The organism is Neolewinella xylanilytica, from assembly GCF_002934605.1.
GTDB classification, from domain to species: Bacteria; Bacteroidota; Bacteroidia; order Chitinophagales; family Saprospiraceae; genus Neolewinella; species Neolewinella xylanilytica.
The window spans coordinates 2359794-2379474 of sequence record NZ_PTJC01000005.1 but is presented as its reverse complement, the minus strand read 5'-3'; the positions used below and the strand labels follow the sequence as shown (position 1 = coordinate 2379474).

Sequence of the window (19681 nt, the reverse complement as noted above, 5' to 3'; positions counted from 1 at the left end):
GGAGAAATACGCGGAGCCGCTATAATGTCCAACAAGTATACTAGTGGGTACATCGCCTTGGCTACCAAAACGCATTAACTTACCGCTATGCCTGATTTTTCTACGCTTGACCTAACCATCGACGACCGATTGGCCACCGTGACCCTCGCCAACGGCAAGGTCAATGCCATTAACACGGCTTTAGCACAGGATCTCCGGTCCGTATTCTTAGAACTGGACGGGAACGACACCGTTGACGGGGTAGTGCTCGCCGGGCGCCCCCACTGCTTCTGCGCCGGCCTGGACGTAATGCTGCTGGCCACCAGCAACCAGGAAGAGCTCGCCGAATTTTTCTCTGCTTACCTGTCTGCCCTACAAACGATGGTCCGCTTTAACAAACCAATGGTTGCGGCTATCACCGGCTACGCCCCGGCGGGGGGAACGATCCTCGCCCTGACGGCCGACTACCGGATTATGGCCAGGGGGGAAAAACACACGGTCGGGATGAACGAGTTCAACATGAGCCTGCAGATCCCGCGGATGATGGCGGACATCTACGCGTATTACCTCGGTGAGGCCCGGGCGTGGGCCGACATCCAGGGCGCGCGGATGTACACCGGCGACGACGCGGTGCGTCACGGTTTGGTGCACGAAACCCTTGAGGTCGACGAGGTGCTTCCGCGGGCTACGGCGTACTGTCGGAAGCTGGCGGGGGTGCATCCGCCGGTATTTAAACGAACCAAACGATATTTGCGCCGGGGCTTACTCGCGTCGGTGGACTACCAAATCGAGGAAATGGTGGACGTCATCGCCGAAGATTTCAGCGATCCGGTCTTCAAGCACATGATGGAGCTGTTCGTGAGTAAGCTCAGGTAATGCCCTTAGCTACGCACGTTTGTCGTAGCGAAGAGACGCCGGAGGCGGTACTTACCGCTAACGTGGGTCGCCGCCAGGAGCAGGCCGCCCATGATGGCCAGGTTCTTCATAAAGAACAGGCTTTGGAGCCGAAATGCTTCCGTTCCCTCCCCCTCATTCCAAAAATCGTGCACGATAAAGGTTAGCGGAATCCAGTAAACCAGCAGCAGCAAGGCGCCGAATCGCATCCGGTAGCCGAGCAGTATCATCAGCCCCCCGAGGAAGAGGAGGAGAATGGCACCGTACAGGAGAAAATCCTGGTTCCAGGTCAACCCGTAGATGGTCATCGCCCGCCGGTTCAGCTGTTCGAAAGCAAAGTAATCGTAAGCCTCGAAAAAGAAGATGAACGAAAGCAGAATCCGGCCGATAAGATCGAAGATGTGTTGCATTTGCGCAAAGGTACGATTAGGGCGGGGACGCGGCAGCGAGAGTTGTTCGATCAACTTTTCCAAGCCCGGCGCCTTTTTACAACCGGCGGCGGGTAGCCGCTCAAGCTCTTGATAATGCGCATGTCCATTCCCGTTAAAGCCTTTCTGGCCCTATTCGGTCTGACGTTTACTACCGCCGTCGACGCTCAGGGAACCGCCCCGACGGATCTAGACCGGAGCGAGGCCGTATTTCAAATTCCCACTACCGAGGATACCAGTCTGCTCTGGCGGATATCGGGCGCTAACGTATCGAATCCGAGCTACCTGTTCGGGACGATCCACCTCATCCCCGCCGAAGATTATTTCCTCCAAAGCCACGTCATACAGTCGATGAACGACGTTGACGAGGTCCTCTTTGAGGTCGACCCCCGGGAAATGACGAACCCCGCCACTATGATGGGCATGATGAATAAGATCAACATGCGCAACGACACCTCCCTGCGGGACCTGCTCCCGGCGGCGCGGTACGACAGCGTGAAGACGTACTTCACCGACATGGGGCTTCCCTTCATGTTTTTCGAGCGCATGAAGCCGATGTTCCTTTCCGCTATGGTCGGCCAGGATATGGGTGCGGGCAACCCCTTCGGTGGCGGCGCCGAGGAGGGTGGCACCAAGAGCTACGAGCTGGAGCTGACCAAGATTGCCGAAGCCGGCGAAAAGCAAATCAGCGGGCTGGAAACCATAGATTTTCAGCTTGGGCTGTTTGACAGCATCCCCTACACCGTTCAGGCGGAGATGCTCTTCCAGGCCATCGAAAACGATATGGGCTCCCAGATGGAAGAAGGAGACAGCCAGTTCGACCAGATGGTGGATATGTACAAAAGGAAATCGGTAGCCGAGATGTCGGCCCTCATCACCAGTGAAAGCGAAGGCTTCGGGGATTTCGAGGAGATGCTAGTGATCCGGCGCAACGAAAGTTGGGTACCCAACATCATCGATCGGCTTGCTTCGCTACCGTCGATGTACGCGGTGGGTGCGGGCCACCTCGGCGGTGAGCACGGCGTTATCGCCTTACTACGGGCCGAGGGATACAGCGTGGAGCCGGTTTATGAGTAGTTTTGCGCCATGGTCGTAGTAAAAATTGGCGGTAACGTCCTCAACAACCCTGCCACCCTGTACGAAGCGCTGGACTACTTCTCCGGTTTGGTCGAGCCCGCCGTGCTAGTCCACGGGGGTGGTCGGCGGGCTGACGAAGTGCTCCGCGCAATGGGGATGGCACCCAAAATGACGAATGGCCGGCGCATTACCGACCAAGCTTCCCTGGAGGTAGTCACCATGGTCTACGCCGGTACCATCAATAAGGATATCGTTGCCCAGTTGCAGTCGCGGGGCACGAATGCCATCGGCCTGAGTGGCGCGGACGGCAACGCGGTGCTGGCAACCAAACGGCCGGCGGGTGACATCGATTACGGCTATGCCGGCGACGTAGTAGCCGTAAACGCGCCACTGCTCGACGCCCTGCTGCGGTTGGGACTAAGACCGGTACTTTGCCCCATTACCCACGACCGACACGGTCAACTGCTCAATACGAACGCGGATACCATCGCCAACGAAGCCGCCAAGGCCCTGGCGGGTGCCGGTCACCGGGTACGGTTGGATTACTGCTTCGAACTGCCGGGGGTGCTTCAGGACATCAACGATCCCGAATCCGTTATCCCCCACCTAAACCGGGACACCTACGCGGAATACCGTGCGACGGGCGTCATCAGCGACGGCATGATCCCCAAACTCGACAACGCCTTCCGGGCGATCGACGGGGGTGTCGACAGCGTGGTGATCGGCAATATCGCGGCCCTGCGGTCGGGGCGGGGAACCCGCATCCAAAGTTCCTAAACCGGGGCCGCTGCGGCGCTGATCTTTTCTAAACGTGCCATGCAATCGGCGAGGGCCTCCCGCCAGTGGCGCGGCGTTCCGACTACGTTACCGATCTTCCGAGTATCGAGCACGCTGTAGTGTGGCCGGCGGGCCGGGGTGGGATACTGACTGGAGGGAATCGGTTTGACGTGGCACATTATACCGGCCATCTCGTGAATGGCCTTGGCGAAGTCATACCAGGAACACACGCCGCTGTTGCCGTAGTTGTACACTCCCGGTTCGGCGCCCGAGGTAGCCAGGCTGATCGCCGCGGCGGCCAGGTCGGCCGCGTACGTCGGCGAGCCGACCTGATCACAGACAACGCTCAGCTCTTCGCGCTCCCGGCCGAGGCGCACCATGGTGCGGACAAAATTTTCGCCGTACTCCGCGTAGACCCAACTCGTACGGATGATGTACGCATTGGGGTGACAACGGAGCACTTCCTGTTCGCCCTGCAGTTTGGTTTTGGCGTACACGCTAGTGCCTTCCGTGCGATCCGCTTCGGTGAGCGGACGATTGTAGCCGTCGGCGTAGACGTAATCGGTGCTGAAATGGACAAAGTCGATGCCGGCTTCGTAACAGGCCAGTGCGAGCCGGCGGGTTCCTTCCACGTTGACCGATCTTGCCTTCTCCGCATCCGATTCGGCACGGTCGACGGCGGTGTAGGCCGCGGCATTGAAGCAGACGTCGGGCCGCGCCTCCGCCAGGGCCGCCTCGATATCCTCACTTTTGGTGATATCGAGGGTAGACCGATTGTAGGCGAAGATCCGCCAGTCCTGAGGAGCCAACTTCGCGGCCCCGATCAGTTTTTGACCGAGCTGTCCGCCGCCCCCCGTGATCATTACTCTTTTCATTGCCGCAAAGGTAATAGATTGCGCCAGGACCGCCACTGCATGCATTGGCCCGCCTTTCCCTACTTTTGCTGCAAATGATTGCTGCATGCGCATAATTGGTCGGTTGCCGGATCCCCGGATGCAAATCACCGTTTTCGAAAACGACGGTCGCTATCCGGTACAGTTCGAGCTCGGAGGCATCACCCAGATCTACCGCTTCCGAAAGGGGGAACGATTGTCGAATATGGGGCATCTGCGGGCGTACGTGAACGAGGACTTTCGCTCGGCGGTGCTGCGGCAATTCACCGAGATGCAGCGCATCCAGACCGAAGTACTTCACCGGATCACCCCACCGGAGGATCCGAATACGGATCTTCCCCAGATCATCTAATTACCTTAAAGCTCATTATGCAAATTTCCGCCGCCGCCCTGGCCAGGATGATTGACGCCACCATCGATGGCGACCCGGAGGTGATCATCACCGGTCCGGCACGTATTGAAGAAGCCGGCTCCGGCCAGATCACTTTTCTGGCCAACCCCGCTTACGAACACCACCTCTACGAAACCAAAGCGACCGCCGTGCTCGTAAGTCGCGACTTCCAGCCGCGAAAACCGATCTCCCCTACCCTGCTTCGGGTGGACAACGTCTACGAAACCGTCTCCGGCCTCCTGCAGGTGTACCAGCAGGATGAGGCCGCCCAGACGGTGCGGCAAGTCAGCCAGCACGCGGCGGTGGACGCTACGGCACGGCTGGGGGAGCGGGTACGGATCGGAAAATTCACCGTCGTCAGCGAGAAAGCATTCATCGGTGCCGGGACCGTTGTGCTCGACCAGGTGTTTATCGGGCCCAACGTGCGGATCGGGAACAACTGCACCATATATCCCGGTGCCCGAATTCTGCGCGACTGCGTGGTAGGCAACAACTGCATCCTACACGCCAACGTCGTGATCGGTGCCGATGGCTTCGGTTTCTTGCCGGACGGAGAGGGGAACAACCAAAAAGTACCCCAGGTAGGCAACGTGGTACTGGAAGACGAGGTGGAGATCGGCTCGAATACCACCGTCGATCGGGCCACGATGGGCTCCACCGTTATCCGCCGCGGCGTTAAACTCGACAACCTGATCCAGATCGGCCATAACGTAGAAATCGGTCGCAATACCGTCATTGCCGCCCAGGCGGGTGTAGCCGGCTCAACCAAGATCGGTGCCAACTGCCGCATCGGTGGCCAAGTTGGGTTTGCCGGGCATTTGACCATCGCGGACGGTACCAACATCCAGGCCCAGTCCGGTATCGCCCGCCACATCAAGGAACCCGGCCAGGCACTGGCGGGCTCCCCGGCATTCGGTTACCGCGACTGGATTAAAAGCTCGATCGTGTTTTCCCGTTTGCCGGAACTCTACAAACGAGTGGCCCAACTCGAAAAAATCCTCGAAAAATGAAGATCTATACCCGGACCGGCGACGGCGGGGAAACCGGCTTATTCAGCGGCCGTCGCGTCAGTAAAGCCGACCTACGGGTGGAAGCATACGGAACAGTGGACGAGCTAAACGCCTGCCTGGGAGTATTACGGGATCACGTACCGGAAGGCGAGTCGACCTACATGCACATTCGCGAACAGCTCCTCGAACTCCAACGGGAGTTATTCTCGCTCGGCGCCATGCTGGCGGACGACCGGCCGGAAGGAAGCTACCGGCTCTCCGCCGACGCCGCTACCGCGCTCGAGGCATACATGGATGAAATGGACCGTAGTCTCCCAAAAATGACGCACTTTATCCTACCGGGGGGATCTCAGGCGGTAAGTTTTGCCCACTTGGCGCGGACCGTTTGTCGGCGGGCGGAGCGCAGGATCGTCGTCCTTGACGGAGTGGACACCACCGCCGTAGTTTACGTCAATCGGTTGAGCGATTACCTCTTCGTGCTAGCCCGGTACCTGGGAAAGCTAGGCGGAATCGCGGAGATCAAGTGGTTGGCGGAATAAGCCGTAAAAAAAAGGGAGGCCGATGTAGCCATCAGCCTCCCTCGAGCTCGTGGAGCTCTGGTCAAGTAAATGTTGCTTCGATACGGGTAAATTTAGTGGGCGGGGGTACCGATGCCGACGATCAGCCGGTAAATCGTATACAGGATCAGGGCAAGTGTTGCCAGGATCAGCATGCAGATCAGTGCGAGAGCGAAGAAGTCCATATGTATTGCTTTAAGTGCTATTGTAAAATTACTATTAATATACGGATTTCTACGCAATCCGCATAATAATTTTTACAAGAACACGTATCACCCTGTTTTATACTGCTGGCGCCACCCCTAGTGCAGCTGGATACACTCTCGGCTCATTGCTTTTGCATCCACCGCCTATCGGCTCCGTGGACCAGCAGATACATGCCGCCGGGAAGCGCTTCGGCCCTGATTTCCACCTTGTTATCACCGAGCTGCCTAATCTCCAACCGGTGAGTCACATCGCCACCTCTTGCATCGTAGCACCGAATTTTCTCCTCGCTCATTCCCTTTCCGGTTAGCCACATCACCGATACGACCGGATTCGGATAGAGTACGGCGGTACGGGTTGGTGTTAAATAGTGACGACGCACCTCGGAATAGTGATGACGGCCATCGATGTCATTCATACGGAGACGGTAGTACAGCTCCCCCCCAGGTGAAGAGGTATCTGCATACCGGTAGGTGGCCAGCGCAGAACCGACTGCCCGGGGACGCACGGTAACCAGGGGAATCCAGTTGCTACCGTCGAGAGATCGCTCTACGGTGTAGTAGGCCAGGTCCTGCTCGTTCTCAACCGCCCACTCCAACACAACGGTCTCATCTTCCTCCTGTCGAACCGTTTCGAAGGTCAGCAGGTCGACGGGCAGGGCGATCGAGGCATCGTATGAAAGCAAGCCGAGGGTCAATCGACTACCGTCCCGGTGACCAGCTAATCCGTTGAGTTGAAACGTGTTTCCCCCAAGGTGGGTAACTCCGCCGCTGGGCACCTCATCGGAGAAGCTGCCATCGTTGTCGGTATCCACGATAAACGCCAGTCTGCCCGCCTCCGCCGCGTCGTACCCCGGCAATTCTATTGCCACGTCCACCGACCCGACCGATACGGGTACGTTCGTGAGGTCGGTCTCGCTGATGCGCCAGGTCCGTGCCAGTAGAGAATTCGTAAGGGGTGGCAAATCATTCGTCCTGCTAAATGTAAGCGCGCCACCATCGTGCCCCCAGAGTAGATACTCGTTCGCATCCAAATCGTCGGGATTTCGAATGGTCAGGACCCCGGAGCCCCGCGCTTCCGTGACGGCGGAAGTGGCATTCATGCGTCCGATACCCGCGATGTCGAAGTCATAGTTGCCGTTTTCGGGGTTGTCCTGCTTGTACACATCGGATGTCGTCAGGGGCAGGCCGTACTTACCGGCCAGGTAGTTATTGACCAGCAGGCGTTCCAGATCGTTGAGCGCGTAGTTAAAGTGAATGACCTCGGCATAATCCGCCGATAAATATCCGGTGTAGTTGTCGTTGAGGCCGCCGATGGCGAGTACCTGGTTGCTATTCGGGAGGTGGGTACTGGTTTCTCTGAACGCGAACCGATGGGTGTCGTCCACGTACATCGTCGACCGTACCGCCTGGGCACGGCTGCCGTCAAAATCCCAGCTCAACAAGTAATTCGTCGAATTATTGAAGGTCAGTCCGGGGAAGGCCATGCGGTCGTTTTGGGTATGGACATCGAGGTTCAATCTTCGGTTATCCCAAAAAAACCAGGTGTAGGCATATTCTATGTCAGTAGTATAGGTGATGCGCTTGCCCAGAATCCCCTTGGGTTGCCCGTTCAGGTTGTAGGGGCGGATCACGGCAAAGTAGGAGATACTACTGGTATTGTCCAGTATGTCAACATCGTCGACGATTAGGCGATCGTCGGAACCGTCAAGCCGGACTACGGGCATCCCGTTCAGTGCGCTAGTAGAGTAGTAAACCGGTTGCTGTGACGCGGTTACCTGGCTGGCATGATTGGCATTTCCCGAAAGGTCCTCCCAGGATACGACGGCCGATGCGTTGGGCTGGACAATCTCGTCGGCGAGTAACCACAGGCCATTGGTGGATGCGTTGCCGACCCCTCCCGGACCGGACTGGGCTACGAGAATCGAAATGTAAAAGAATGCGCCCAGACCCAGAGCGGTACTTTTGAGCATGGCATTTGGTTTGTCAGTGTCCGGTGGGTGGAAGCGGTTAAGCCTGCACCGGCAAAAGCCTGCAAGCGGAGAACCGACCGGCGCCACCTAAAACCGGCCCATCCGAAGCATTTGCTTCGATGGGGCACGGATGTATGGTGAACGTCTCAGCCTGGTGAAACGTATGTCCGTACGGCTTTATAGGATCCCCTCCCCCCGGATTACAACCAATCCCCCCCCTACCCGTTTAACAACTTTCCCCACTATAACTAAGCTATCTATGGCCCAGGCCAAAACTCTCGGTGAGCTGAAAGCGAGCGGATACAAGCCCCGCACCGTCAAGCAGGAGCTCCGCGAAAACCTGATCAATCGTCTAAAAAACAAGGAGGTAGTTTTCCCCGGCATCATCGGTTTTGATGACACGGTGCTTCCCGACATTCAACGGGCTATCCTCAGCCGACACAGCATTCTCTTATTGGGCCTTCGCGGACAGGCTAAAACCCGCATCGCGCGGTTACTGGTCAATTTGCTCGACGAATACGTCCCGGTCGTCGCCGGCAGCGAACTGAACGACGATCCGCTGGAGCCTATCAGCCGTTCGTCGGCCGACCTCATCAAGGAAATGGGTGACAGTACTCCGATTGAATGGTGGCACCGCGACGATCGGTACGTCGAGAAACTGGCTACCCCCGACGTATCGGTCGCCGACCTGATCGGCGATGTCGACCCCATCAAGGCCGCCACCCTGAAGCTGACCTACGCCGACGAGCGGGTGATTCACTATGGGTTAGTGCCCCGCGCTCACCGGGGAATTTTCGTCATCAACGAGCTTCCCGACCTTCAGGCCCGGATCCAGGTTTCGCTGTTTAACATACTGCAGGAGGGCGATATTCAAATCCGCGGCTTCAAGTTGCGGCTCCCGCTGGACATCCAGTTTCTTTTCACGGCAAACCCGGAAGACTACACCAACCGGGGAAGCATCATCACGCCGCTAAAGGACCGCATCGAAAGTCAGATCCTGACCCACTATCCTAAAACCCTGGAGGTGGCCCGCGCCATCACCGACCAGGAAGCCACGCTGACCGAAGATCAGGCCGCGCTGGTACAGGTTCCGGAGCTGTTGAAGGTGATGCTGGAGCAGCTGTCCTTTGCCGCGCGGGAGAGCGAATACATCGACGAGAAGTCCGGTGTGTCGGCCCGCCTCAGTATCACGGCCCTGGAGAATCTGGTTTCGACCGCCGAAAGAAGAGCACTGATCAACGGCGACTCAAAAACCGTTGCCCGAATCACCGACTTCTGGGGAGTCGTACCCGCCATCACCGGCAAAGTAGAGCTGGTGTACGAGGGGGAGCAGGAGGGCGCCTACGGCGTAGCCATGAAATTGCTCGGTAAATCCATTCGTACCAGTTTCCTCGCCCATTTTCCCGACCCCTCCGACGTGGTGGCCGACGGGCGCACCGATAGCGACCCCTACGGCATCATCCGCGCCTACTTCAGTGGAGGAAACGTCGTCGAATTGCTCAACGACGGTAGCAACGAAGCATACCGGAAGGCGCTGGACAACGTTGCCGGTTTGCGCAAATTCGTTGCTTCCAACGTCGAGGAGTCGCTGAACGAAGAGGAGACCTACCTCTACATGGAACTCGTACTTCAGGGCCTCGCCGAAATGGAAGTGCTCAACAAGGAGGCTTTGAACAACAGCCTAAACTTTCGCGACCTTCTGGCCGATATGTTTGGGAGCGACGACCTGGACTTCAGGTAGTACGAATTCATTACTATGCTGCTTTTGGTAGGCGCCTATACCATCGATATGGAAGCGGACGTCCCGGGCCTTGCCCGGGGCGTCACCGCTTACGATTTCTCTCCCAAACTCGGTCAGCTCGATTACCGGGGCTACGTGGAAGAAGTCAACCCGAGTTATCTGTGTATCGACCCGGCTAATCCGGTCGCCTACGCGGTCAGGGAATGCCCGCAGAGCGATGGGGCGGCCGTAGTTGCCTATCACCTGCGCCGCGGCGCCCGCAATGCCGTAGTCTTTGACCGCCTGGGGGAGGTTTTACTGCAGGGAGACCACCCCTGTCACGTGACCAAAGTGGAGGATACCCTCATCGTCAGTTGTTACAGCAGCGGTTCGGTACACGTGGTGGGGCTTCACCCGGACGGACGTCCGGCATCCCACCGCCAGCGACTTTCCCTGCACCACGACACCCAGCGCACCCACGCCCACTGCGCCGTCTATGACGCGAAGCGTAAGCGGGTGTACGTCTGCGACCTCGGAGGTGACCAGCTTACCGTATTCGATCGGTCTGCCGACGGTACCCTGACGGCTCGGCCCGCGGCAACGGTACGCTTTCCGCAAGGCTCCGGGCCCCGGCACTGCGTCCTGCATCCCAACGGCGATCTGTTGCTTGTGAACTGTGAGTTTCGCGGACGGGTGGCGGTAGTAGATTTGCGCGGAGAAGCACCCCAAATGGCGATCAACGTACCGGCGCTGCCCGAGCGTGCGGTAGAGGGTGCCAGCGGCGCGGCCATCCGCATCGACCAGCGGGGGCGGAACGTCTACATTAGCGAGCGCAATTACAGCGTGGTGAGTACGCTGCGGCTGGAAACGGAAGCGCCACTCCGGTTATTCACCCGCGATACGTACCCCAGCGGAGGAACGCGACCACGGGATATCGCACTCAGTCCGGATGGTAAATGGCTACTTTCCGCCAACCTGAAGGATCACTCCATCGGCGTGTTTCGGGTGGGAGCCGGCGGTGCCTTGCAGCTGCAACGGGTGGTGCGGAAGGTGAAAAGCCCCACTAGCCTTACCTGGATTCCGGGGCTTTAGAAGCGGCTACGTGAGCCGACGCATCCGCAAGGTCAGGGTATATCCGGCACGGTCATCGATGGTCAGTTCGGCGCGTAGGCGTTGGGCGCGCATTCGCATATTGTCCTTGCCCTGCCCCGTTTTGGGGGTAAACCGACTGCTGCTGTAAGTGGGGTTCGCGTCCTTCTTCTTTCCGGACCCATTGTCCCGGATGAACATCTCGAAGGTCTGCGCATACTGTTCCAATTCGATCTCGACGTAATTGGCGTCGCTGTGGCGGGCGATATTATTCACCGCCTCCTTATAAATGAAATAGAGATCCTGCCGCACATTCCCGGGTAATTCCTGCTCGATAACGAAGCCGCTAGCCCGAAAATCATAGCGTATATCCAGCGGAAGCAGCACTTCGTCGGCGTGCTCCTGCATGCGTTGTAAGAGGTTACCAACGTTGTCACGCCGGCTGTCGATGCTCCAAATCACGTCACTCATTTTCGACATGGCGTTCCGGCCAGCTTCCCCGACGGTTTGTAGCCGTATTCGTAGCTTTTCGTCATCGGTACGGTGCTGGAGCAATTCCGCCTGTAGGGTAATGCCCGCCAGCAGCCCGCTGACTTCGTCGTGGATGTCGCTACTCAACTGGGTACGCAACTGTTCGTTCCGCAGCCGTTCCCGCAGTTTGGCCTGCAGGATGAAGAAGAACAGCCCGACAATCACCGTAGCGATCAGGAATTGGAACCAGGTTTTCTCGATCAGGTACTGGCGAACGCGGATATTCAGGCTCAGGTACTTTTCGCCGTAATTGCCATTTGCCCCCGCACCCTGGACCATCAGGGTATACTGCCCGGAGGGTAGGTTATTGTAGCGGACGGTCCGTTCGTTCCGGAGTCGCTGCCAGGTCTCGTTGAAGCCGTCCAGTTTAACCCGGAATTGGGTAAGGCTGGGCCGCTGCCCCACCGGCAGCGCGAACGATACGGCGATGCTCTTCTCACTGGCGTTGACGGTGATGTTCTTGAGCCCGTCCAGGTTCTGGGTCATGGAGCGGGTTTCTCCCCTACCGTACACCACCACTTCCGTGAGCATGACGTCCGACCCCGCACTCTCCACGCTCAGGTCGTCGTCGCGGAAGACGGAAAGCCCGTTATCGCCACCGAAAAAGTACCGTCCGCTGTTATCCCGGTGGAAGCAGTACCGGTTAAACTCGTCGTTGGCTAGGCCGTCTTCTTGGTAATAGCGGCGAAAGGTGCCGTTAGCGAGGTCTTTTGGCAGGTGTACCAGACCGTTGCGGGTCGACACCCAGTAGCCGCCGGTGGAGTCGGGCACCAGGCCCACCACCGTATTGTTGCTGAGGCCGTCCTGCCGCTCGTACCGCTCCACGTTGCCTTCGATGGTGTTGTAAACCCGCAGCCCGGCGTCCGTGCCCAGCCACCACCGCCCCCCCGTATCCTCGAAGATGCAATTAATGGTGATCGCGTTAAGATCGATCTCGGCCGACTCCCCCGTCCGGGTGACCACCTGATAAACCTGGGCGCGGGAAGTGGCCGGATCGTAACCGATCAGACCGTCGTGCCGGGTACCGAGTAGTAACTCCCCCTTGCGGGAGTAGAGCAAGTAGTTGATGCGTACCCCATCCAGGAGGGCCGCCTCCTGGTCGGCATCCACGCGTTCGGTAAAGCGGGCGGTGGTCGGATCGAACTCCAACAGCAGCCCCCCCTTGCGCGGATCGGTAGCGCCAACGTAGAGCTTACCGTCGGGGGCTACCGCCAGACAGGTCAGGGAATAGACCGAACCGTAGGAGGTAGTGACTCCGGTAGCCACGTCGTACCGGAACAACAAACCGCCCTTCGCGTAGCCCGATGGCTGGGCCACCCCCCATACGGCGTTCCGCGGCCGGTCGAAAATGAGTTGGCCGTTTTCCCGCATGGGCACGACCGTTCCCGAGGAGTCGACGAGCCTGAGGGGATTCATTTCGTAGGTACCCCGGGCCATCGCATTGATGGTGCCGTCGCTCTGGGCGATGTAAACCGTTCCGTCGGCGTCCTCGGTGATGCCGCGCACGGACTTCCGGTAAAGTTCTCCTTCGGTATCCTCCAGGTAGTTGTGGATCGACTTGACGTAGCGCTCCGTAACGCCTAGTCCTTCCCGGAGCCCCAGGTATACCGTTTCGTTGAAATTGATTGCCGCGATACTCGTCACCGAGCGGTCGATGGGAAGGTCCCGTTCGAAGAGCGCGAAAGTACCCGAGGTGTCAACCAGATAATATTCATCCGGAAACTGTTTACCGAGGATGTCTTCCGTACCAACGAACAGCAGTTGGCCCAAACCGTCCTTGAATACTTTAGGATAGCGCAGGCCCAAATCGAGGTTGCCCACGGGGGAGGCGCTACCCCGGCGGTCGGGGTCATAGCGGTAGAGGGGAATGCCGTCGCGAAAACTGAGGTAGACGTAGCCGGCGGGCCCCTCTTCCATTACGTAGAATCTCCGCTGGCTGGACAGCCGGGGGAAAAACGTATTCAACAACTCCCCGTTGGCACTCAGGTGCCGGAACCCGTGATCCTCGTCGTAAATAATGAATTGGCCGTTGCTCAACGGTTTAAGTTCTACCCGCGACGTGATCGTATTCCACTCGTCGGTCGTGTCCTGGTAGATGACCTGGAAGCCTTCTTGGGTATATTCGTAAAGCACCGTTCCGTACTCGCCGATGGTTACGAAGAAGGTTCGGCCCAGGTCGTCGGTCACGATGGTGCGGGGAAAGCCAATGACTTCGGAGGGAGAAAGGGGAACGCGCTCCACCGAAAAATCCCGCGGATCGAAACGGTCAAATACGCCGTAAAACTCCTTGTACGTCAGGATTAGCTTCCCGTCGTTACCCGCCCGAATGGATTCCACCGATCCCCGGCTCAGCTTGGGCTCCTTACTGAGTCCCTGCCCGAAGGACACGAACGTATGTCCGTCGAAACGATTCAGCCCGTCCATGGTAGCCACCCAGAGGTAACCGTCCTTGCCGATGTGCAGGCCGTTAATGTCGCGGGTCGACAACCCGTCCGTGACCGTAAAGTATTCGATGCGCATAGCCTGCCCCGGGAGGCATGCGCCCCAAATCAAAAGCAAAACCGGCAGTAGTGACTTCACGGAGGAAGAAAGGTTTAGGTTGTAAAACATAACGATATACCCGCTCCACAAGTTATCCACAAGGTAGCGGGTCGCGCCGCCTTGTCCCAGCCCCCGCACAACTTAATCCGTCAAAAGGTCAGGAGTAACCCAATCCCGTCGTTAACCCGGCCGAACATGGCTGCGTAGTCGTCATCACGACCGGACGCGATCGCGAAATTGACCAGATCGAACAGAAACAAAAAACCTCCCTGCAGGATAATACTGCGACCGTAGCCCTGCAACCGGTCACCGTCCGCGTCGGGGCGCCGGGACCGTTCCATCAGGTAGAGCCCCCCGAGCACGTAGCCCACGTCAAGCCCCGCGTTGAAGAGCAGAATCTTCTGGAACCCCTGATTTTCCTGCCAGCCGGCCAGTGCCGTAGGGGCGGCCTCACCAAGGGTGAGGTAGCCGATTCCGGCGATCCCCAGGTTGACCACGTTCCAAATGGCGTTCATCTCGTGGAAGCGACGACTGCTTCCCGAGCTACGCTCCCGCAGCGCCAGCCCGAGCCCGATATTGCCTACCGCCCAGCCGCCCAGTACGAGCATGGCTTGGCGTTGGTGGTTCAGGCGGGCGGTTTCCAGCTCGTCGAGGGTAGGGGCGTTGACGGGAGTTTGCGCCGGAGCGCAGGTGGAAAGCAACACGGAAAACAGCAGAGTCAATGGCAACTTCATGCAGGGGAGATTGACGGAGGGATGCATTCCAAACCCCGGCGGCGCTGGTTGGTTGTTAGCGTACCCCCCCTACCCTATCTTATGCTCGAACGTTTCCTCGGTCACTACCAAACCATCCTCCCCCACCTGACCGAAGGGGCCCCGATAGCCTACCACCGGGAACGTATCCAGACGCCCGACGCGGATTTTCTAGATCTCGACTGGCTGGCCGAAGCGAGCGGCAGCCGCCTGGTTATTCTCAGCCACGGCCTGGAAGGCGATAGCAGCCGTCCCTACATTGTCAGCGCCGCCCGCTACTTCGCCCGGCGGGGCTGGGACGTACTGGCGTGGAACTGCCGAAGCTGCTCCGGCGAGATGAACCGCACGCGGAAACTATACAGTCACGGACAAAGCGAGGACCTGGAAACCGTCGTGAATCACGCCCTCGCCACCCGCCTCTACGAGCGGATCGTATTGGTAGGCTACAGCATGGGCGGCAACCTGACCTTGAAGTACCTGGGAACCATGGGGAATGACCGCCCCCCGCAGGTGACCCACGGCGTTGCCTTTTCGGCTCCCTGCTTCATCGAGCACAGCGTCGACAGCCTGGAACGACGGGACAACTATGTATACAAGCGCAAGTTCTTTCGGTCGCTGGCGGCCAAAATCACCGCGAAAGAGAAACAGTTTCCCGGCATCGTCGATCTCGCGGCCCTGGGTGACATTAAGGTGTGGCGCGACTTCGACCGGGCGTTTTCGGCCGTGATCGGAGGATACGATGATTTGGACGCCTATTACGCTTACCTCTCCTCCGGAAACTACGTGGCCGAGACTACGGCGCCGGTACTGATCGTCAATGCGCTGAACGACCCCATCATCCCGGATGCCTGTACCCCGGTCGGGTTAGGAAAGAAGCATCCGCTGATTACCGTCGAGCAACCGCGCCGGGGCGGTCACGTCGGCTTCTCCCTACGTGGCAAGGATTACAATGCAATGGACGTACGGGCCTTTGAATTTGTCGACTCCCCTAGCTAAGCGGTGGTCCCCGGCTCGGGCAAGTCGCCGCAGGGTTGATTACCGGGTGACGTGCCTTTCCGGTGGTGACGGGGTGAGGCGGTGATCGGGGGTAAGGGCGTCGTCGACTTTGGGTCCGGCTTTTCGTTGCTCCCGCGCTCCGGCGCACAAACCCAAGCGGCGTAACTTCTCGGCATCGGGTGAACAATACGCGCCAGTCCGTATTGATACCTGTACATATAATGTAACAACAGTACCCATGAGCGCTAAGATCCTGATCACCTTTTACTCTACTTACGGACACACCTTCCAACTCGCCCAATCCGTCAGGGAGGGAGCTGAGCAAGCCGGTGCGGAAGTACGCCTGCGTCGCGTAGCCGAACTACCCCAGGCCGCGGAAGCCATGAAAAACGACGAAAACTACCAAGCCGCCCAAAAATCCATGGCGCACCTGGAAGAGGTGACCCACGACGACCTGCGCTGGGCCGACGGGATCGCTTGGGGAACGCCAACGCGCTACGGCAACATGGCCGCCCAGGTAAAGCAATTTATCGACACGACGAGCCCGCTCTGGTCGAAAGGAGAACTCGAGGACAAAGCCTCCGGTGTTTTCGTATCTACGGCTACCCAGCACGGGGGACAGGAGGCAACTATCCTTTCGTTCCACATTCCGCTACTTCACCTGGGCATGATCCTGGTGGGCAGCCCTTACGGCCAGAACCCTACCCTGTTCAACGTATCGGAAATCCACGGCGGTAGCCCTTACGGCCCCAGCACGATCGCGGGGGGTGACGGTTCCCTGCAGCCGAAGGAAGGTGACCTGATTATGTCCAAACGCCTCGGAGAGCGGCTGACCAAGGTCGCTACCCAACTTAAGTCGCTGCGGAAGTAGCGCCTAAAACACGGTAGCCTGGATAGGCAGCCGGCCAGCAACCAATAGCACGGCATACAGGTAGCCGCACGGGACGATAGGTTTCTCGTGCGGCTAGCCTTGTTTAACCGCTACCCTTGCGGTACTGCCACAAGCGATGATCGGGCCGCCGATCATCAGCTGTTTGCCCTTACTCCTCCTGCTCGGTCCGAACGAAGACATTTGCGGAGATTGCCGATAGCGTCACGGATGGTCCGAACAAACGGTCGGAGATGCCTCCGGGATCTACTTCGGTACCATTCACTACCTGCTTCCATTTGCCCGCCGGCAGTTGGATCGTTTGGGCGGCGGGATGGCCGTTGAGTGCTACGAAAATGTCCTGCCACGTATCCCCGGGCGCGTTTTGAATTCGGTAGGTAATGAGTTGGTTGTCCTGCTGGTCGGTAAAGGTCAGGTGGCGGGTGATGGTGTCCGTGCTCCGCATCCGAAAGGCGGGATGGTCCTTGCGCAGGGAGATAAGATCGCGGACGTACGTTACCGTTTCCTTATGGCGGCTTTTCTCCTCCCACTTAATGGCATTGACCGCGTCGCTGCTCCGATAGCTATTCTCCTCGCCCCCTTTGCTGCGGTACATTTCCGTGCCGGCGTGGAGGAAGGGTATTCCCTGGGAGGTGAGCACGGTGGCAAGGGCTAACCGGTGCATGCGCCTCCGGCTGGTAACTCCGTCCTCCGGGTTACTGATGGCCAGACGATCCCACAGGGTATGGTTATCGTGACAGCTTACGTAATTGACGCACTGGGCGGGTTCGTTCGCCCAGGGAGCGGTACTGTAGTTGATACTGTCGTAATCGATCTGATGGTGGCGGGTGGCGCCTACGATGCCAAAACGCACCGACTCGGCCATATCGCTGGCTCCGCTTACGAAGCCACGCTCTTCGTGGTGAAAAACGCTTCCCTTGAGGGCATCCCGCAAGTCGTCGCTGAAGGCGGCAATTCCCTTCAGTTTGCCGGTATTTCGTTTCAGCGCCCGCAGGCTATCCGGCAGGGGGCTGCTACCGGCGGTCCAGCCTTCCCCGTAAATCAGGATGGTGGGATCGATGCCGTGAATGGTTTCACTGATGTCGTTCATGGTGGCGATGTCGTGGATGCCCATGAGGTCGAAGCGAAAGCCGTCGATGTGGTATTCATCCACCCAGTATTCCGCCGACTCCCGAATGTATTTCCGCACCATGGGTCGTTCGCTGGCAATCTCGTTGCCACAACCGCTGGCATTGCTAAAGCTGCCGTCTTCCCGAAAACGGTAGAAGTAATCCGGCACCAGCTGCTGAAAGTTGCTGGTTTCGGTGTGACCGGTATGGTTGTACACCACGTCCATGATGACGCGAATGCCGGCCCGGTGGAGGGCCATGACCATCCTCTTGAACTCCCGGATCCGCACCTCTCCACGTGACGGATCGGTGGCATAGCTGCCCTCCGGCACGTTGTAGTTTTGGGGGTCGTACCCCCAATTGTACTGGGCGGAATCCGAGCGGGCCTCGTCGACGCTAAAGAAATCGAAAACGGGTAACAAATGGACGTGGGTCACCCCCAATTCGATCAGGTGATCCAGTCCCGTCGTATCGCCGCCGGGCGTGGTGGTACCCCGCTCGGTCAGCCCGAGAAATTTGCCCTTGTACTGAATCCCCGAAGCGGGGTCGACGCTGAGGTCGCGGAGGTGCAGTTCATAGATCACGGCATCGGTGGGCGCATTGAAGGGGGGGCGGCGGTCGGACTGCCAGCCGGGCGGATCGGTGGCTAACAGGTCTACGACCTGGGCGCGGAGCCCGTTGGTACCGGCGGCTTTCGCGTAGATATCGGTGGCTTCGGCCAGCCAGCCTTCGTCCTGTTTAATTTGCAGCGTGTAGTATACCCCAGCGAGGTCGCCTTTACTGGTAGCCGTCCAGACTCCGTTTACGACCTGCATGTCGAGGGTTTCATAGGCTTCGGTAGTGGGGGCGTCGTCTAGGTAGAGGTGAACGCGCGCCTCCTGCGCCGCCGGCGACCAAAGTTTGAAGGTGGCCGCAGCGGCCGTGTACGTGACCCCCAGATCGGTATAGGGGTAGACGGGATAGTCTTCCAGCGCATCGTATTCGGGCTGGGGGTCGGAACAGGTCACCATTAACAAACTTAGGCAGATGAAGAATAGGGAGCGGTGGAAAGGAAGCATTAGCGGGTGAGCAGCGGGTCTATTCGATCAGGCGAAGAATGGTGCGGGCGAAGGTAGGGTCCAAGATAGCGCCCCGGTGCCCCTCGTTTGGCAGGGGGATGAGTTCTACCCGCTCCGGAGCCGCCTGCTTGATCGCTTCGGCCATATCGTAGGGGATAAAGTCGTCCCGCTGGCCGTGAATGACGGTCACGGGGCAATTGGCCCGGGCGACGTTCTCCACCGTATTGAGTGGATACTTGAGAATAAAATCCGGTACCATCCATAGCCACAGGTTCTTCATGGCGGTGATGCTGGCGTAAGGGGCGGCCAGTACGCAGTGGGCCGGATTGTTTTCCGCGGCCAGGTAACTCGCCATGCCGGTACCCAGAGAGTAACCGGCTACAACGATGTTTTGCTCCGCGTAGTGCCGCAGGAGGGTATCGTACATGGTCTGGGCGTCGGCGTAGAGCTGTGCTTCGGACGCGATCTCCCCGCCACTTTTGCCGTATCCGCGGTAGTCCATCAAATAAAGATCGTAGGAGGCGTCCATCAGGGCTTGCGTCTGGCGAAAGCTCCGTCGATTACTGCCCCGGTTGCCGTGGAGGAAGAGAATGGCACCGCGGGCATCCGGCTTGCGAAAGGCGACTACGTTCAGGTTGACCCCGTCCGCCGTAGGGATAAAGAATTCTTCCCCCCGCTCGAAGACGTAATCGGAAGCCAACTGACGGGGACGAAAGATCAAGCTTTCCTGGAACAGGTACAGGATCGAGCAGAGTACGGTGTACAGCAGGACTGCTCCGACGGCGATGTACTTGATCCATTTCATTTAATCCGG

17 protein-coding genes are annotated in these 19681 nt (G+C 58.5%); 10 read left to right on the top strand and 7 right to left on the bottom strand.

The window, feature by feature from the left end; all coding sequences use genetic code 11:
* The first annotated feature begins 87 nt into the window (after positions 1 to 87).
* Complete coding sequence (locus tag CLV84_RS09250) at positions 88 to 855, top strand: enoyl-CoA hydratase/isomerase family protein (protein WP_104419430.1); 768 nt, start codon at positions 88 to 90, stop codon at positions 853 to 855.
* 5 nt (positions 856 to 860) lie between these two features.
* Here CLV84_RS09250 and CLV84_RS09245 read toward each other — a convergent pair whose 3' ends face one another.
* A complete protein-coding gene (locus CLV84_RS09245) occupies positions 861 to 1283 on the bottom strand; it encodes a DoxX family protein (RefSeq protein WP_104419429.1) in 423 nt (140 codons plus the stop codon).
* Positions 1284 to 1403: 120 nt separating this feature from the next.
* Here CLV84_RS09245 and CLV84_RS09240 point away from each other — a divergent pair, with 120 nt between their 5' ends.
* Positions 1404 to 2378 (top strand): TraB/GumN family protein, encoded by a 975-nt coding sequence (locus CLV84_RS09240; RefSeq protein ID WP_170067636.1) that lies wholly within the window; start codon positions 1404 to 1406, stop codon positions 2376 to 2378.
* Positions 2379 to 2387: 9 nt separating this feature from the next.
* Positions 2388 to 3155: an acetylglutamate kinase gene (gene argB / locus CLV84_RS09235; RefSeq protein WP_104419427.1), complete on the top strand. Its 768-nt coding sequence runs from the start codon at positions 2388 to 2390 to the stop codon at positions 3153 to 3155.
* Here argB and rfbD read toward each other — a convergent pair.
* The gene (gene rfbD / locus CLV84_RS09230) at positions 3152 to 4030 is read right to left on the bottom strand and encodes a dTDP-4-dehydrorhamnose reductase (protein ID WP_104419426.1); all 879 of its coding nucleotides are present in this window, start codon (positions 4028 to 4030) and stop codon (positions 3152 to 3154) included. The genes argB and rfbD overlap by 4 nt on opposite strands.
* An 85-nt stretch (positions 4031 to 4115) precedes the next feature.
* Here rfbD and CLV84_RS09225 point away from each other — a divergent pair, with 85 nt between their 5' ends.
* Genes CLV84_RS09225 through CLV84_RS09215 form a run of 3 tightly spaced genes read left to right on the top strand, consistent with a single transcriptional unit; the run spans position 4116 to position 5988 of the window.
* Positions 4116 to 4400, top strand: coding sequence for a hypothetical protein (locus tag CLV84_RS09225; protein ID WP_104419425.1), 285 nt, complete (start codon positions 4116 to 4118; stop codon positions 4398 to 4400).
* Positions 4401 to 4417: 17 nt separating this feature from the next.
* Positions 4418 to 5449, top strand: a complete 1032-nt coding sequence (gene lpxD / locus CLV84_RS09220) for a UDP-3-O-(3-hydroxymyristoyl)glucosamine N-acyltransferase (protein ID WP_104419424.1) — start codon at positions 4418 to 4420, stop codon at positions 5447 to 5449.
* Positions 5446 to 5988: a cob(I)yrinic acid a,c-diamide adenosyltransferase gene (locus CLV84_RS09215; protein ID WP_104419423.1), complete on the top strand. Its 543-nt coding sequence runs from the start codon at positions 5446 to 5448 to the stop codon at positions 5986 to 5988. The genes lpxD and CLV84_RS09215 overlap by 4 nt, the downstream gene beginning before the upstream one ends.
* A gap of 346 nt (positions 5989 to 6334) precedes the next feature.
* Here the strand turns inward: CLV84_RS09215 and CLV84_RS09210 are convergent, their stop codons facing one another.
* Positions 6335 to 8182, bottom strand: a complete 1848-nt coding sequence (locus tag CLV84_RS09210) for a hypothetical protein (RefSeq protein WP_104419422.1) — start codon at positions 8180 to 8182, stop codon at positions 6335 to 6337.
* 259 nt (positions 8183 to 8441) lie between these two features.
* Here CLV84_RS09210 and CLV84_RS09205 point away from each other — a divergent pair, with 259 nt between their 5' ends.
* Together CLV84_RS09205 and CLV84_RS09200 are read left to right on the top strand one after the other, a co-directional pair.
* A complete protein-coding gene (locus CLV84_RS09205) occupies positions 8442 to 9923 on the top strand; it encodes a sigma 54-interacting transcriptional regulator (RefSeq protein ID WP_104419421.1) in 1482 nt (493 codons plus the stop codon).
* 15 nt (positions 9924 to 9938) lie between these two features.
* On the top strand, positions 9939 to 10994 hold the full coding sequence (locus tag CLV84_RS09200; RefSeq protein WP_104419420.1) for a lactonase family protein: 1056 nt from the start codon (positions 9939 to 9941) through the stop codon (positions 10992 to 10994).
* A 6-nt stretch (positions 10995 to 11000) separates the two neighbouring features.
* On the opposite strand, the gene CLV84_RS09195 is transcribed toward CLV84_RS09200, so the two are convergent.
* On the bottom strand, positions 11001 to 14102 hold the full coding sequence (locus CLV84_RS09195) for a ligand-binding sensor domain-containing protein (protein WP_170067635.1): 3102 nt from the start codon (positions 14100 to 14102) through the stop codon (positions 11001 to 11003).
* Between the two features lie 110 nt (positions 14103 to 14212).
* Complete coding sequence (locus tag CLV84_RS09190) at positions 14213 to 14797, bottom strand: DUF6992 family protein (protein ID WP_146088763.1); 585 nt, start codon at positions 14795 to 14797, stop codon at positions 14213 to 14215.
* Positions 14798 to 14878: 81 nt separating this feature from the next.
* On the opposite strand from CLV84_RS09190, the gene CLV84_RS09185 reads away from it, so the two are divergent.
* Both CLV84_RS09185 and wrbA read left to right on the top strand, forming a co-directional pair.
* The gene (locus CLV84_RS09185) at positions 14879 to 15811 is read left to right on the top strand and encodes a YheT family hydrolase (protein ID WP_104419417.1); all 933 of its coding nucleotides are present in this window, start codon (positions 14879 to 14881) and stop codon (positions 15809 to 15811) included.
* Between the two features lie 238 nt (positions 15812 to 16049).
* Entirely contained in the window at positions 16050 to 16682 is a 633-nt protein-coding gene (gene wrbA / locus CLV84_RS09180) for an NAD(P)H:quinone oxidoreductase (RefSeq protein WP_104419416.1), read from the top strand.
* A gap of 169 nt (positions 16683 to 16851) precedes the next feature.
* Here the strand turns inward: wrbA and pulA are convergent, their stop codons facing one another.
* Entirely contained in the window at positions 16852 to 18819 is a 1968-nt protein-coding gene (pulA, locus tag CLV84_RS09175) for a type I pullulanase (RefSeq protein ID WP_245911440.1), read from the bottom strand.
* 67 nt (positions 18820 to 18886) lie between these two features.
* Entirely contained in the window at positions 18887 to 19672 is a 786-nt protein-coding gene (locus tag CLV84_RS09170) for an alpha/beta hydrolase (protein ID WP_104419414.1), read from the bottom strand.
* Positions 19673 to 19681 lie beyond the last annotated feature (9 nt).